The organism is Pseudoalteromonas sp. SG41-1 (assembly GCF_014164575.1).
Lineage (GTDB): Bacteria > Pseudomonadota > Gammaproteobacteria > Enterobacterales > Alteromonadaceae > Pseudoalteromonas > Pseudoalteromonas rhizosphaerae.
On sequence record NZ_JACJFL010000022.1, the window covers coordinates 1 to 16063 of the forward strand.

The window sequence follows — 16063 nt, forward strand, 5'->3', positions numbered from 1 at the left end:
GCTGGCGAGGGTCGTCAATTGATTCGAAATATTTAAATAGTTGAATATCAGGCATGGGGGCTCCTTAAAAAGGAGTATAAGATCATACTTTTAAGTCAAGGTAAAGTTCGTGATCTTGCCCTGGGGTTTAACAGGGTTTTTCTAGTCAACGGTTTATCTTCTTCATTAATTTTTAGTAGTAACGCTTTTCCATCAATCTCAGCGCTTGTAATACTAGTATCAAAGTAGATTGGTCGTCTTGCTTTTTGCCACTTATGACTTAAAACTTGTAACTTCCCTAAACGCAAAAAGCCCCGCATTTTCATGCAGGGCTTTTAATAATTTTGTAAAACTGTGATTAACTCATTGCAGCTTGTAACTTTTTCATTGCTGTTTTTTCAAGTTGACGAACACGCTCTGCAGATACGCTGTATTTTTCAGCCAGTTCTTGCAGTGTTGCTTTATCGTCTGATAACCAACGAGCACTAACAATGTCTTGTGAACGTTCATCTAGGGTTTTTAACGCACTAAATAAACGTGTATGAGATTGCTCTTGATATTGTTGCTGTTCAACTTCTTCAGCTAAATCATTACTGCCATCAGTTAAGTATTGCACAGGCGAATAGGTACTAGTTGGTGCGTCATCGCTGTCGTCACCGGTTAAATCAAAGCCCATGTCTTGGCCGCTCATGCGCGATTCCATTTCACGAACTTCTTTTTCACTCACACCTAGCTCACTCGCTACGGTAGCAACTTCAGCTTGGTTAAACCAACCTAAACGTTTTTTGTTTTTACGAAGATTAAAAAACAATTTGCGTTGCGCTTTAGTGGTCGCAACTTTAACAATGCGCCAGTTTTTAAGTACAAATTCGTGTATTTCGGCTTTGATCCAATGCACTGCAAATGAAACCAAACGTACGCCCACTGATGGGTCAAAACGTTTTACTGCTTTCATCAGGCCGATATTGCCTTCTTGGATCAAATCAGCTTGCGGTAGACCGTAACCTGAGTAACCTTTAGCTATATGTGCAACAAAACGAAGGTGAGACATGATGAGTTGCTTTGCAGCGTTAAGATCGCCATCTTCCTGTAAGCGAGTCGCTAACTCTTTTTCTTGCTCAGCACCTAGCATAGGTATAGTGCTTACCGCTTGAAGGTAACCGTCCATACTTGCGCTTTGCTGTCCAACTGTGAGTGCCATTGCGTATAAATCTTTACTCATTTTTCACCTCAGTGATAAACATTTGAAACCATCTTAGCACTCTTTCACTTAGAGTGCTAACTTCAATGTAAAACTTTTTTTCGATTGAAGCAAGTGGTTTTTTCAGTGTTTTTTATTCTACTTTAAACGCCTGAATAAGCGATGAATTCTAGCTTTGCGGTGAGTTGGTTATGATAAAGCAATTCACCACAACCAACTTAATCAATGATTATAAAAAATAATTATTACACTTTATCGGGTTCGATTTCTTTTATATATCGATTAACAGATAAGTAGGAGCCAACAAACCCTAAGCTGGTTGCAAGTAGCACTAACGCACCAAACTCGCCTAAGCTTAAGCCGATTAAATTAAAGTTAGTTTGATACACTCCAGCGACTTGGGTGACTGCAGATCCAAGCCACCACATCATGAGGGCCACACATATAAAAGCAAACAAACCACCAACAATGCCATACCAAATGCCGGTCCATAAAAATGGCGCATGAATAAAGGTATTGGTTGCACCGACTAGCTTCATCACTTGGATCTCTTCTTTCTTATCCATAATTGATAAGCGAATAGTGTTGCCTATGATCAAAGTTACCGAAGTCAGTAATAACAACGCGATGGTGATCACGCTTTCTTTTAACAGGCTTAATAATGCATTTAAACGTTCAAGCCAGGCAATATCTAATTTACCAAAATCGACTTCACGCTCTGCTTCAAGCTTTTTTAATAATGCTTGCGCGGCGTTTGGTTGACGATGGCGAGAAGTCGGCGTGACGATAACAACATCTGGCAGAGGATTGCTATCTAAATATTCAAGTGCTTGGCCAAACCCTGATACTTCTTTAAATTCAATGAGCGCATTTTGTTTAGAAATAAAAGTGACATTATCAATTTCAGGGTAGAGTGCTAAGCGTTTAACAAGCGTTTGTGTTTCTTGTTCACTCATAGATTCTTTTACAAATAATGAAATCTCTGCAGCTTCTTCAAAGCCACTGCTGACCTGCTGCACATTTTTAACCACTAAATACAAGGTCGCTGGTAAGGTTAAACTTAAACCCAACACCGCAATGGTCATCATTGACGCCATCGGTGTGCGCCACATTTCGCCTAGGCTATATACACCTTGGCGAAATATATTCAGCACAAAGAAATATCCGGCTGCAAAAACTGATTTTTTTACTCGTTCATTTTGGCTTTTTCGGCCTTTGAATAACAAACTCATAGTGTTGCCTCTGCCAATGGATCTTGACTCATGCGACCATCTTTTAAGGTTAAGCTACGGTATTTCATTCGCGAGATCAGCCCTAAATCATGGGTGGCAATTAAGACTGTAGTGCCATGATTATTAAATTCTTCAAACAAACGCAAGATATCCATGGAAAGCTCAGGATCTAGGTTACCTGTTGGTTCATCTGCAAGTAATAATGGCGGAGAGTTTACAATTGCCCGGGCAATCCCAACTCGCTGTTGTTCACCACCAGAGAGTGTTGAAGGGTGGCATTTTACTTTATCTAGCAAGCCAACTTTATCAAGTGCGCCATGCACACGCTTTTCAATTTGCTTATGATGCGTACCTTCGATAATTAGCGGCAAGGCAACATTATCAAAAATAGTGTGGCGCTCTAATAAACGGTGGTTTTGAAATATGATACCAATATCACGGCGGACATAAGGAATTTGCCGCGATTTTACTGCATTTAAATCAACGCCATTAATAAAAACATGACCCGCCGACGGGCGTTCCATTAAACTAATGAGTTTAAGTAAGGTACTTTTACCGGCACCACTGTGACCTGTTAAAAAAGCCAATTCACCCGGTTTAACATGGAAATTAACTTTTTCCAGTGCTCGGTGACCACCGGGATATGTTTTGCTGACTTGCTGAAAATTTATCATTTTAGTTATCAATCATCCACAGCTGAAAAGGGAGCAAGCTCCCCTTTGAAATTTAAACTTCGTCCTCATCTTGGCTAAATAGCGCATCAATGAAGTCATTACTATTAAATGCACGTAAATCATCAATGCCTTCACCAACACCAATATAGCGGATCGGAATATTAAATTTATCGGCGACGGCAAAAATAACCCCACCTTTGGCTGTACCATCTAACTTAGACAATGTAATACCGGTAAGGCCAACACACTGATTAAATAAGTTCACTTGGCTAATTGCATTTTGCCCTGTGCCAGCATCGATGGTTAGCATCACTTCATGCGGTGCATCGGGATCAATTTTCTTCATCACTCGGGCTATTTTTTCAAGCTCTTGCATCAAGTTGTCTTTATTTTGCAAGCGACCAGCTGTATCTGCAATTAACACATCAACGTTACGCGCTTTGGCAGCTTGAAATGCATCAAATATCACTGAGGCACTATCTGCACCGGTGTGCTGTGCAATTACTGGGATTTTATTACGCTCACCCCATACTTGTAATTGCTCAACCGCAGCTGCACGGAAAGTATCACCTGCAGCTAACATGACTGATTTACCTTGATCCTGAAATTGCTTAGCAAGTTTACCAATGGTCGTTGTTTTACCAACTCCATTAACACCCACCATTAAAATAACAAATGGTTTTTTATCAGCAGGAATTTCTAATGGCTGTTCTGCCGTTTTAAGCATCGCCGCCATTTCTTGCTTCATTAGCTCATATAATGCGTCACCATCTTTTAACTGTTTGCGGTTAGCCGCATCAGTCAAACGATCGATCAGCTTCATGGTGGTATCAACACCTAAGTCGGCTGTTAATAGCTGAGTTTCAAGATCTTCAAATAATTCATCATCAATTTTCTTACCAGTGAAAATCGATGCAAAGCCAGAACCTAAGTTTACTTTGGTTTTTAATAAGCCTTTTTTAAGACGAGCAAAGAACCCTTCTTTCTTAGGTTTTTCAGCTGTTTTTGCTTCCTCGCTGGCAAGCTCGGCTGTTAATCGCTCTTGCTCTAAACGCTCAGCTTCCGCCTCTTCGGCAGCAATACGTTGTTGCTCTACACGTTCGGCTTCAGCTTGCTCTGCGGCAATGCGTTGTTGCTCTACACGTTCGGCTTCAGCTTGCTCTGCGGCAATACGTTGTTGCTCTACACGCTCAGCTTCGGCCTGCTCGGCAGCAATACGCTCTCGCTCTACACGTTCAGCTTCGGCTTGCTCGGCAGCAATACGCTCTCGCTCTACACGTTCAGCTTCGGCTTGCTCGGCAGCAATACGCTCTTGCTCTACACGTTCAGCTTCGGCTTGCTCCGCGGCAATACGCTCTTGCTCTAAACGCTCAGCTTCGGCTTGCTCTGCTGCGATACGCACTTGTTCTTCACGTTCAGCTTCAGCTTGCTCGGCAGCAATACGCTCTTGCTCTAAACGTTCAGCTTCAGCCTGCTCAGTAACAATACGCTCTTGCTCTAAACGCTCAGCTTCAGCCTGCTCAGTAACAATACGCTCTTGCTCTAAACGCTCAGCTTCGGCTTGTTCTGCTGCAATACGTTCTTGCTCTAAAAGCATTGCTTCTTCTTGCTGTACTAAACGAGCGGCTTCATCGCGGCGTTGTTGTTCTGCTTGTTCTGTTGCTGCTAATTCAGCATCTGTGATAGCTTGGCGTTCAGCATCACGTGCCTCAGCTTGCTCTACAGCAATACGCTGTTGTTCTAAGCGCTCTGCTTCAGCTTGCTCTGCAACAATGCGCTGTTGTTCTAAGCGCTCTGCTCCTGCCTGCTCTGCAGCAATGCGCTGTTGTTCTAAGCGCTCTGCCTCAGCTTGCTCTGCAACAATGCGCTGTTGTTCTAAGCGCTCTGCTTCAGCTTGCTCTGCAACAATGCGCTGTTGTTCTAAGCGCTCAGCTTCCGCTTGTTCTGCAGCAATGCGCTGTTGCTCTGCGCGCTCAGCTTCCGCCTCTTCTGCAGCAATTCGTTGTTGCTCTAAACGCTCAGCTTCAGCTTGCTCTGCGGCAATACGCTGTTGTTCTAAGCGCTCAACTTCCGCTTGTTGGTTATCGGCCTCTTGGGCGGTCTGCTCTACTTGTTGGTTTTTATCTGACTTACCAAAACCAAACCAAGACAGGAATTTATTTTTTTTTGCCATACTTGCTAATAACCACTTATAAAAATCTGATAAACTAACGGTAATACTTTGTGTATTCGCTGCATTGCTTTAAAACAAAGCCGCTAATAACCACAACATATTGTCTAAGATGCTCATAGTAACACTTTTAGCGCAGTTGAAAAATGACACGCTACTATATGATTGCAATATTATCTGAGCTGGATTCTAGATACCATTTTTTAGTGAGCTAAATGAGAAATAAATCACCACAAAAACAAGTGAGTAATAAAGCCAGCGATGGTGTTATTAGGATCATCAGCGGGCAATTTCGTGGCCGTAAATTACCAGTAAAAGATGTACAAGGTCTTCGTCCAACCACAGATCGTATCAAAGAAACGGTATTTAACTGGTTAATGCAAGATACTCGCGATACTAGAGTACTCGATTGTTTTGCAGGTTCCGGTGGATTAGGTTTTGAAGCACTCTCTCGTTTTGCTCTCAGTGCACGCTTTTTAGAGATGGATAAACTAGCCGCCAACCAATTACAAACTAATATTGACACGTTAAAACTCACTAATGCTGAAGTAATTTGCACCGACAGTTTGCTTTATTTAAGTAACAATACTCAGCAACAACAGTTTAACTTAGTGTTTATTGATCCACCTTTTCGCCAAGGTTTAGCCCAAAAATGCTGTGATTTACTCACTGAAAATGACTGGTTAAGTAAAAACGCCCTCATTTATGTTGAAGTTGAAAGCGAGATGAGTGCGTTACAAACACCCAGCAATTGGCTGTTATTGAAAGAAAAAGCGGCGGGACAAGTATTTTGCCGCCTCTATGAACTACAGTAAAATTAGTAACATAGAAATATTTTTTGTTTCCACTTGGAGCAGACAATATTTATCCTTTACATGTGGTGCGGCTTCGGATTACAATACTGCACCATTTTTGAACCACTTGATCATTGTTTGATCAACTTGAGCAACGCTCATTATTTAGGTAGGTGAATTTTTAATGCCAGTAATTAAAGTAAGAGAGAACGAACCGTTTGACGTAGCACTTCGTCGCTTCAAGCGTTCATGTGAAAAAGCAGGTATCCTTTCAGAAGTTCGTCGTCGCGAGCACTATGAAAAGCCAACAGCTGAGCGTAAGCGTAAAAAAGCTGCAGCGGTTAAGCGTCACATGAAGAAGCTTTCTCGCGATAACGCACGTCGCGTTAAATTATATTGATCAGTATTGGTCTTGTATAAATGAGCCTTTTAATAAAGCTAAAAGATGCGCAAAAAGATGCGATGCGAGCGAAAGACAAATCTCGTCTTAACCCAATTCGTATGGTGCTTGCTGCAATCAAGCAGCGTGAAATTGACGAGCAAATAACACTTGATGATGACGGTATTACCGCAGTATTAGTGAAGCTTGTTAAACAACGCCGTGATTCTTACACTCAGTATACTGATGCTGGCCGTGAAGATTTAGCCGAAATTGAAGCCAATGAGATTACAGCTCTTGAAGAATTCTTACCTCAACAATTGAGTGAAGAAGAAATCATAGCTCTTATTGATGCGGCTATTGCTGATACTAACGCAGCAGGTATGCAAGATATGGGTAAAGTAATGGGTATAATCAAAAGCAAAGCTGAAGGTCGCGCCGATTTAGGTAAGATCTCTGGTTTAATTAAGCAACGATTAACTGCCTAATACTCCCACATACAGATGTATGATTTAAGCAAACCGAGCCATGTGCTCGGTTTCTTCGTTTTTCGCTTTAATAAAAATAGCATTTGTGTTCAAATCTAAATTGTAGAACTAAATTATCTGATATTTCGTTCACCTTATTTTCTATTTATCTCAGGACTACACTTTACTAATGGCTGGAAAGATCCCACGTAATTTTATAGATGATTTACTTGCCAGAACCGATATTGTTGAGCTAATTGACTCCAAAGTTGGCTTAAAAAAAGCGGGCAAAGATTACCAAGCCTGTTGCCCTTTTCATAACGAAAAATCCCCATCATTTACTGTATCTCAAGACAAACAGTTTTATCATTGCTTTGGTTGTGGTGCGAACGGCAACGCTATTTCATTTGTTATGGAATACGACAAGCTTGAATTTGTTGATGCCATTGAAGAACTTGCAAACATCCTAAATCTCGATGTTCCCCGCGAGCAAGGCACCAGTAATGGTCCAGAGCGTACCGCAGAACAAAAACGCTCAGATTACGATTTAATGCTCCATAGTGCGCGTTTTTATCAACACCAGTTAAAACATCATGCTAATTCAGCAACCGTAATAGACTATGTAAAAGGCCGAGGCCTAAGTGGCGAAACAGTTAAAAAGTTTATGATTGGTTATGCCCCCAGTGAATGGGAAGGCCTTTGCCAACAACTTGGCCGCAATAAAGAACAAAAAGAGCAATTAGTTGAGCTAAAGCTGGCCTCAGAGAAAACCCCTGGCCGCCAATTTGACTTCTTTCGTGATCGCTTAATGTTCCCTATTCGCGATAAACGTGGTCGTGTTATTGCCTTTGGTGGCCGTGTGATGCAAGCGGATCAAGGGCCTAAATATTTAAACTCGCCAGAAACCCGTATCTTCCATAAAGGCTTTGAACTATATGGATTATATGAAGCAAAACAAGCGCATAAAAAACTTGAACATGTGCTCATAGTTGAAGGCTATATGGATGTAGTAGCACTGAGCGAGCAAGGTATTGAATATGCAGTAGCTGCGCTTGGTACCGCCACCACCGCTGAGCACATGCATACATTGTTTAGAACCACAGACCGAGTAATTTGTTGTTATGATGGTGACCGCGCTGGCCGAGATGCCGCTTGGCGTGCACTCGAAAATGCCCTGCCCTATTTAAATGATGGCAAAGCGCTACTGTTTGTATTTTTACCAGACGGTGAAGATCCCGATTCATTAGTACAAAAAGAAGGCAAAGAAGCGTTTGAACTACGTTTATCTCAAGCCGATGATTTTACCAAAGTGCTGTTTAATAAACTCAGCCAAGAGATTGATTTAACTAACGATGCAGGTAAAGCTAAGCTTCTTAGTGCTGTGCTTCCGTTGATTGAAAAAATCCCTAGTCAGTTTTATCAAGAAAACTTATTAGAGCACTTAGGTCGATTAATAGGCCGCACTAAAGAGCAGTTAAACAATCGCTTGAAAACACCTAAACAGCAGCATGCGATTGAGCGAAAATTTAAAATTACGCCAATGCGTCGCGCAATTGGGTTACTAATTCAGCATCCTAAGTTAGCCAATACAGTGCCCTATTTAGCTGATTTAGCACAAATGAATATTGCTGGTATCGCCTTACTTATTAAGCTACAACATTGCGCCTTACAAAGTAGTGACATTACTACAGCGCAATTAATTGAATCATTTCGAGAAACACCCGAGTATGAGGCGCTCATTAAGCTCGCTACTTGGCGTCATGAGATCAATGACGACCGTTTAGAGGACGAATTTAAAAATACTTTCAGATTTATTGAAGATCAGTGTTTAAATTATCGACTTGAGACCTTATTAATAAAAGACAAGACCCAAGGGCTTACGAGTGAAGAAAGGCTAGAATGTTTAGCCCTTACTCAAGCGTTAAAAGGGTCGAAAAGACACTAACAGCTAGTCAAAAATGAATTATGCTGTTATACTGTGCTATTCACTGCGTCAAATAATACTTAGCTTGGCTTAATAAATAAGCGAGCTGGCGCCTGTTGTATCAACTTATCAGAGTGGAAGAAACAATCTCTATGGATCCAACTCCTCAGTCACAATTAAAACTTCTGATTCAAAAAGGTAAAGAGCAAGGTTATTTAACTTTTGCAGAAGTTAATGATCACCTTCCACAAGATATTATCGATTCAGATCAAGTAGAAGATATCATTAGTATGATCAATGATATGGGTATCAAGGTTAGCGAAAACGCGCCTGATGCCGATGAATTGATGATGCAAGAAACAACAACAGATGAAGACGCAGCAGAAGCTGCAGCCGCTGCGCTTGCTACTGTAGATAAAGAAATCGGCCGTACAACGGATCCGGTTCGTATGTACATGCGTGAAATGGGTACTGTTGAACTGCTTACCCGTGAAGGCGAAATCGTTATCGCTAAGCGTATTGAAGAAGGGATCAACCAAGTACAAATCTCGGTTGCAGAATACCCTGAAGCAATTACATACCTGCTTGAGCAATGGGATAAGTTTGAAGCAGAAGAAATGCGCTTAAGCGACATTATCTCTGGTTTTTTCGATCCTAATGAAGATGCTGCGCCAATCTCTGCTACCCATATCGGTTCTGAATTAAGCGAAAAAGAACTTGATGATGAAGATGACGATGATACTGATAGCGATGATGAAGACGAAGAAGAAGTAGATACTGGCCCAGATCCTGAAGAGGCTCGTGTACACTTTGAAAACCTTCGTGATCTTTACAATAAAGCACGCGACACGTTTGATAGTAAAGGCCGTTCACATCCAGAATCGCAAGCTGCGATTTTTGAGATTGGTGAGCTGTTTAAAACCTTTAAACTAGTGCCGAAACAGTTTGATCGTATGGTTAACAACATGCGTGAAATGATGGACAGAGTTCGTGTTCAAGAACGTATCGTCATGAAACAAGCTGTACAAATCGCTAAGCTACCGAAGAAAACTTTTGTTAAGCACTTTGCTAATAATGAAACTGATGCTGCATGGATTGATCTTGAGATTGCTGCGAATGAAAAACATTCTGCAAAATTAGAAGAAATCAAACCAGAAATCATCCGCTGTATTAATAAACTATGTGTAATCGAAGAAAGCACAGGTTTAAGCATTGAGCGTATTAAAGACATCAACCGTCGTATGAGCATTGGTGAAGCAAAAGCGCGCCGTGCGAAGAAAGAGATGGTTGAAGCGAACTTACGTCTTGTAATCTCAATTGCTAAAAAATATACCAACCGTGGTTTACAATTCTTGGATTTAATCCAAGAAGGTAACATTGGTTTGATGAAAGCTGTTGATAAGTTTGAATATCGCCGTGGTTATAAGTTCTCAACTTATGCTACGTGGTGGATCCGTCAAGCAATCACACGCTCTATCGCCGACCAAGCGCGTACAATCCGTATTCCGGTGCATATGATTGAAACGATTAATAAACTTAATCGTATTTCTCGTCAAATGCTGCAAGAAATGGGTCGTGAGCCAAATCCAGAAGAATTAGCAGAACGCATGATGATGCCTGAGGATAAAATCCGTAAGGTACTTAAGATTGCTAAAGAGCCAATTTCTATGGAAACGCCAATCGGTGATGATGAAGATTCGCACTTAGGCGACTTTATCGAAGACACTACTATTGATTCGCCAATCGACTCGGCAACAATGGAATCTCTTCGCGGTGCTACCAACGATGTGCTTGCAGGCCTAACAGCCCGAGAAGCAAAAGTATTGCGTATGCGTTTTGGTATCGATATGAATACCGACCATACCTTAGAAGAAGTAGGTAAACAGTTTGATGTAACGCGTGAGCGTATTCGTCAAATCGAAGCGAAGGCACTACGTAAATTACGCCACCCTTCACGCTCTGACTTATTGAAAAGCTTCTTAGATGCTAAGTAATTAGCAAATACAGATTTAAATTTAAAAGGCCGCTGTAGCGGCCTTTTTTCTATTTACAGGAAATAATTATGGCTTGGATCCAAATCCGTATCAATGCTAATGCTGCAACCGCAGATGCAGTAAGTGATCTATTAATGGCAGCAGGCAGTGCGTCTGTTACCTTTATTGATGCTAAAGACACCCCTATTTACGAACCAAAAATCGGCACTGTGGTGTTTTGGGCTGACACGACTGTGATTGGTTTATTCGAAGCTAACCACGACATGAATGCGGTGATAGCTCTATTACAGCGCCACGACGAGTTAAAAGACACCTTAGTGTACAAAATAGAGCAACTTGAAGACAAAGACTGGGAACGCGAATGGATGGATAACTTCCACCCAATTCAGTTTGGTGAAAAACTATGGATCTGCCCAAGCTGGCGTGATATTCCCGATCCTGATGCCGTCAATGTACTGCTTGACCCTGGCCTTGCTTTTGGCACTGGCACCCATGCCACCACCGCTTTGTGCTTAAAATGGCTAGAAAGCCAAGATTTGACCGGTAAAACTGTGGTCGACTTTGGTTGTGGCTCTGGAATTCTAGGTATCGCAGCTATCAAACTTGGCGCTGAGCGCATGATCGGCATCGATATAGACCCTCAAGCCCTTGAAGCAAGCTTAGATAATGCACAGCGAAACGGCGTTGCAGATAAACTCGAAGTATACTTGCCAGAAAATCAGCCTGAGTTTAGCGCCGATATCGTGGTGGCCAATATTTTAGCTGCGCCACTGCGTGAATTACACAGCGTGATTTTAGGCTTGTTAAAACCAGGTGGTAAAATTGCTATGTCGGGAATTTTAGAAGAACAAGCGCAGTCGGTAGCAGATGTTTATGCCCCTTTTTTAGCGCTTGATGATATCGCTGTTGAAGGTGAATGGACACGTGTAAGTGGTATGAAAAAAGCTTAACTTGCTGGGTTCGGCAATTTAGAGTATTAACGCAAAACCTTCATGTAAAGCCTGTAATTAACAGGCTTTACCTATTATTTACACGCCAAAAAACTGAATGATTTCTTATCACAAATTAGTTCTGTATAAAATTCACACAAATAGAGCCGTTCGTCAAACTGTTATCAAATGTCAATATGCAAAAGTCAAAAAAAAGTCACTTTTGTTCAATTTATAGCCTTTGATTTTCGACAAAAAAACCGTAAACTTAGCGCCCCTTGAAAAGAGGCCTATTGAATACAGTGCGTATCGGAACATATCAATTAGAAAACAATGTAATTGTGGCGCCAATGGCGGGAATTACAGATAGACCATTTAGACAACTTTGTCGCCGCTTAGGTGCGGGGCTAGCTGTATCTGAAATGCTATCGTCAAATCCTTTGGTATGGAAAACCGAGAAATCGATGAACCGTATGGATCACAGTGGTGAATCGGGAATACGCGCGGTGCAAATCGCAGGAGCTGATCCTGAGCTTATGGCGCAGGCTGCACAATTCAATGTAAGTAATGGTGCACAGATCATAGATATTAATATGGGGTGCCCAGCTAAGAAAGTGAACAAGAAACTCGCAGGCTCCGCCCTTTTGCAGTTTCCTGGTTTAGTGGAAGAGATTATAGATGCGGTGGTTAGCGCTGTTGATGTACCTGTAACACTGAAAATCCGCACAGGATGGGATCAGGATAACCGTAACGGTGTTGAGATTGCGAGAATAGCTGAACGTTATGGCATAGCTTCATTGGCCGTACATGGGCGTACACGCGCATGTATGTACAAAGGTGAAGCTGAATACGCCACAATTAGGGATATAAAACGTTCAGTGTCGATACCTGTGGTTGCTAATGGTGATATTACATCTCCTGAAAAAGCAAAACAGGTTTTGGACTATACGGGTGCAGATGCCATTATGATTGGTCGAGCCGCCCAAGGTCGCCCTTGGATATTTAGGGAGATAGACCACTATTTGCGAACCGGTGAACATTTACCTGTGCCTTCAATTACGGAAGTACGTGGTATTTTGATGGAACACTTAGTGAACCTTCATGCGTTTTACGGCGAACCAATGGGAGCGCGCATCGCTCGCAAACATGTATCTTGGTATTTGCAAACCCATGACAGTGACGGTCAGTTTAGGCGAGTATTTAATGCTCTCGATAATCCACAGGCACAAATCGAGACATTAGAGCAATACTTTAAAACACTAGCAGCTAACTAAGAAAGAAAGAGATATAAACAATGTTCGAACAAAACGTGACTTCTCCATTTATCACTAACCCTCATGTTCAGTCACACGAGAAACCGCAGCCATTACGCGATGCAGTGAAGAAAGCTGTTCATCACTATTTAAAACAGCTTAACGGTCAAGATGTGCAAGACGTTTACGACCTTGTTCTTTCAGAGCTAGAAGCACCATTACTTGAAGAAGTAATGACTTACACACGTGGCAACCAAACACGTGCGGCAATCTTACTAGGTATCAACCGCGGTACTTTACGTAAGAAACTAAAGAAATACGGCATGAACTAATAACGAGTTGTGATTTATCACAACATTCGTTTGAAAAAGCACCTTCGGGTGCTTTTTTTATATCTTTAAAAATCCTCAAAAAAGCGTCTAATTGCAAAATCCTCACTCTGTATACCCAAATGACTTGTGTATAAATATCGTTTTTTAAGCGATATTCAGTTAAAATAGCGCCTTTCTAAGCTAGCTCAAACACTGAGGTAATCAAACTACAATGGATACACATCGTCCAATTCGTCGCGCACTACTAAGTGTGTCAGATAAAACCGGTATTGTTGAATTTGCTCGCGCTCTTGAATCACAAGGCGTAGACATCTTATCAACTGGCGGTACTTGTAAATTACTTGCCGATAACGGTATTAAAGTCACTGAAGTATCTGACCACACAGGTCACCCTGAGATCATGGATGGTCGCGTAAAAACTCTTCACCCAAAAATTCATGGCGGCATTTTAGCGCGTCGTGGTCAAGATGAAGATGTAATGGACGCTCATAACATCTCAGCTATCGATATCGTTGTAGTTAACTTATACCCCTTTGCGAATACAGTCGCTCAAGAAAACTGCAGCCTTGAAGATGCCATTGAGAACATTGATATAGGCGGCCCAACGATGGTACGTGCCGCGGCTAAAAACCACAAAGACGTGACTATTGTAGTAAACGCCAAAGATTACGACCGCGTGATCAGCGAAATGCAAAGCAACAATGGTTCAACTACATACAAAACACGTTTTGATCTTGCCATTGCAGCTTACGAGCACACCGCGCAGTACGATGGTATGATTGCTAACTACTTCGGTAATATGGTTGCTGATTACACTGATGAAGCAGCTGAGGAAACTAAATTCCCACGCACTATCAATATGCAGTTTACTAAAAAACAAGACATGCGCTACGGTGAAAATTCACACCAAGATGCGGCTTTTTATGTTGAAAACGACGTTCAAGAAGCGTCTGTTGCAACTGCCGTACAACTGCAAGGTAAAGCACTTTCTTTCAATAATATTGCTGATACAGATGCAGCTCTTGAATGTGTGAAAGAATTTGATGTACCAGCCTGTGTTATTGTTAAACATGCTAACCCTTGTGGCGTTTCAATCGGTGACAACATCCTTGAAGCCTATGATCGCGCATTCAAAACCGATCCTACGTCAGCATTTGGTGGCATCATCGCCTTTAACCAAGAGCTTGATGCTGATACCGCTGAAGCGATTGTGTCTCGTCAATTCGTTGAAGTGATCATTGCGCCTAAAGTATCAGAAGCTGCGGCACAAATTATTTCGGCTAAGCAAAATGTACGCTTACTAGAGTGTGGCCAATGGTCAGGCAAAGCGACAGGTCATGACATCAAACGCGTTAATGGCGGTGTACTCATCCAAGACCGTGATTTGGGTATGGTAACGCAAGGCGACTTAACGGTTGTGTCTAAGCGCCAGCCTACTGAGCAAGAACTTAAAGACTTATTATTCTGCTGGAAAGTGGCTAAATTTGTTAAATCAAACGCCATTGTTTATGCCCGTGACGGTATGACCATTGGTGTAGGTGCAGGCCAAATGAGCCGCGTTTACTCAGCTAAAATTGCCGGAATTAAAGCCGCTGATGAAAACCTTGAAGTTAAAGGTTCAGTAATGGCATCTGATGCGTTCTTCCCATTCCGTGATGGTATTGATGCAGCTGCAGAGGCTGGTATTACAGCTGTGATCCAACCAGGTGGTTCAATGCGCGATGAAGAAGTTATCGCTGCCGCTGACGAAGCTGGTATGGCAATGGTGTTTACTGGCATGCGTCACTTCCGCCATTAATCACACAAAGAGCTAACTGCATCAGTTAGCTCTTTTTGTTTGCACCAAATTCACGTATTCTGCTTATTCTATAACCTATTCTAAAAATATAATGTGAAGGAACAGACGATGAAATTTGCACTAAAATCTCTACTTGTTGCCACCCTTGCGATGACATCAACTATGGCTATTAGCCATGAGCATGGCCATGATTCAGCATTAAATAATGCAGTTAAATCAAGCGAGCGCAGCAGTGATCGCGATCAATACCGCCACCCTGTCGAAACATTAGAGTTTTTTGGTTTTAAACCAACTATGACTGTTGTTGAGATTGCGCCTGGCGGCGGCTGGTACAGTGAAATTTTAGCGCCAGCACTGAAAGAGCAAGGCACTTATTATGCCGCGCATTTCCCTGCTGACTCATCGGTGGGTTATTACAAACGAGCTCTAGCTGGCTTTAAAAAGAAAATTGCTGAAGATGAGCGATTCAATAAAGTAAAGCTGACTGAATTCGCTCCTTCAACACATTTAGACATTGCCCCGGCGAGCAGCGCAGACATGGTGTTAACCTTCCGCAACGTACATAATTGGTATATGAGCAAAGATAAAGATGCCGCAGCTAATGCCTTTAAGTCTTTTTACAAAGCACTTAAACCAGGTGGTACTTTAGGTGTGGTTGAACATCGCCTACCTGAAGCGCAAGCTGATGAAATGCAAAAGTCATCAGGTTATATGAAACAAAGCGTGGTAATCGAACTTGCTAAACAAGCAGGCTTTGAACTGGCAGCAAGCAGTGACATAAATGCAAACTCTCTTGATACAGCCGATCACCCTAAAGGGGTATGGACCCTTCCACCAAGCCTTAGACTTGGCGAGCAAGATGCCGCTAAATATAAAGCAATTGGTGAAAGCGACCGTATGACGCTGAAATTTAAAAAACCGCTTTAAATAGGATATT

The 16063-nt window shown here is 42.0% G+C and carries 14 protein-coding genes; 10 read left to right on the forward strand and 4 right to left on the reverse strand.

Features of this window, described 5'->3' with window-relative positions; genetic code table 11:
- Window positions 1-337: 337 nt before the first annotated feature.
- The 4 genes from rpoH to ftsY all read right to left on the reverse strand — a co-directional run bounded on the left by rpoH (window position 338) and on the right by ftsY (window position 5259).
- Window positions 338-1201 (reverse strand): RNA polymerase sigma factor RpoH, encoded by an 864-nt coding sequence (gene rpoH / locus H5203_RS13040; protein ID WP_145234811.1) that lies wholly within the window; start codon window positions 1199-1201, stop codon window positions 338-340.
- Between the two features lie 224 nt (window positions 1202-1425).
- The gene (ftsX, locus tag H5203_RS13045; protein WP_145234809.1) at window positions 1426-2412 is read right to left on the reverse strand and encodes a permease-like cell division protein FtsX; all 987 of its coding nucleotides are present in this window, start codon (window positions 2410-2412) and stop codon (window positions 1426-1428) included.
- Window positions 2409-3086 (reverse strand): cell division ATP-binding protein FtsE, encoded by a 678-nt coding sequence (ftsE, locus tag H5203_RS13050; protein ID WP_064665448.1) that lies wholly within the window; start codon window positions 3084-3086, stop codon window positions 2409-2411. The genes ftsX and ftsE overlap by 4 nt, the downstream gene beginning before the upstream one ends.
- 52 nt (window positions 3087-3138) lie before the next feature.
- A complete protein-coding gene (gene ftsY, locus H5203_RS13055) occupies window positions 3139-5259 on the reverse strand; it encodes a signal recognition particle-docking protein FtsY (protein ID WP_182819840.1) in 2121 nt (706 codons plus the stop codon).
- A gap of 212 nt (window positions 5260-5471) precedes the next feature.
- On the opposite strand from ftsY, the gene rsmD reads away from it, so the two are divergent.
- The 10 genes from rsmD (at window position 5472) to H5203_RS13105 (ending at window position 16053) form a co-directional block, all read left to right on the forward strand.
- Entirely contained in the window at window positions 5472-6071 is a 600-nt protein-coding gene (gene rsmD / locus H5203_RS13060; protein ID WP_182759618.1) for a 16S rRNA (guanine(966)-N(2))-methyltransferase RsmD, read from the forward strand.
- Between the two features lie 163 nt (window positions 6072-6234).
- Window positions 6235-6450 (forward strand): 30S ribosomal protein S21, encoded by a 216-nt coding sequence (gene rpsU / locus H5203_RS13065; RefSeq protein WP_002957797.1) that lies wholly within the window; start codon window positions 6235-6237, stop codon window positions 6448-6450.
- Window positions 6451-6470: 20 nt separating this feature from the next.
- Window positions 6471-6917, forward strand: a complete 447-nt coding sequence (locus H5203_RS13070; protein ID WP_145234803.1) for a GatB/YqeY domain-containing protein — start codon at window positions 6471-6473, stop codon at window positions 6915-6917.
- Between the two features lie 169 nt (window positions 6918-7086).
- The gene (gene dnaG / locus H5203_RS13075) at window positions 7087-8841 is read left to right on the forward strand and encodes a DNA primase (protein WP_182819841.1); all 1755 of its coding nucleotides are present in this window, start codon (window positions 7087-7089) and stop codon (window positions 8839-8841) included.
- A gap of 131 nt (window positions 8842-8972) precedes the next feature.
- The gene (gene rpoD / locus H5203_RS13080) at window positions 8973-10814 is read left to right on the forward strand and encodes an RNA polymerase sigma factor RpoD (protein WP_145234798.1); all 1842 of its coding nucleotides are present in this window, start codon (window positions 8973-8975) and stop codon (window positions 10812-10814) included.
- 68 nt (window positions 10815-10882) lie between these two features.
- On the forward strand, window positions 10883-11764 hold the full coding sequence (gene prmA / locus H5203_RS13085; protein WP_145234796.1) for a 50S ribosomal protein L11 methyltransferase: 882 nt from the start codon (window positions 10883-10885) through the stop codon (window positions 11762-11764).
- A gap of 281 nt (window positions 11765-12045) precedes the next feature.
- The gene (gene dusB / locus H5203_RS13090; protein ID WP_182819857.1) at window positions 12046-13017 is read left to right on the forward strand and encodes a tRNA dihydrouridine synthase DusB; all 972 of its coding nucleotides are present in this window, start codon (window positions 12046-12048) and stop codon (window positions 13015-13017) included.
- Between the two features lie 20 nt (window positions 13018-13037).
- Complete coding sequence (gene fis / locus H5203_RS13095) at window positions 13038-13328, forward strand: DNA-binding transcriptional regulator Fis (RefSeq protein WP_002957804.1); 291 nt, start codon at window positions 13038-13040, stop codon at window positions 13326-13328.
- Window positions 13329-13539: 211 nt separating this feature from the next.
- The gene (gene purH, locus H5203_RS13100) at window positions 13540-15126 is read left to right on the forward strand and encodes a bifunctional phosphoribosylaminoimidazolecarboxamide formyltransferase/IMP cyclohydrolase (RefSeq protein ID WP_182819842.1); all 1587 of its coding nucleotides are present in this window, start codon (window positions 13540-13542) and stop codon (window positions 15124-15126) included.
- Between the two features lie 108 nt (window positions 15127-15234).
- The gene (locus tag H5203_RS13105) at window positions 15235-16053 is read left to right on the forward strand and encodes a class I SAM-dependent methyltransferase (protein WP_182819843.1); all 819 of its coding nucleotides are present in this window, start codon (window positions 15235-15237) and stop codon (window positions 16051-16053) included.
- Window positions 16054-16063: the final 10 nt, after the last annotated feature.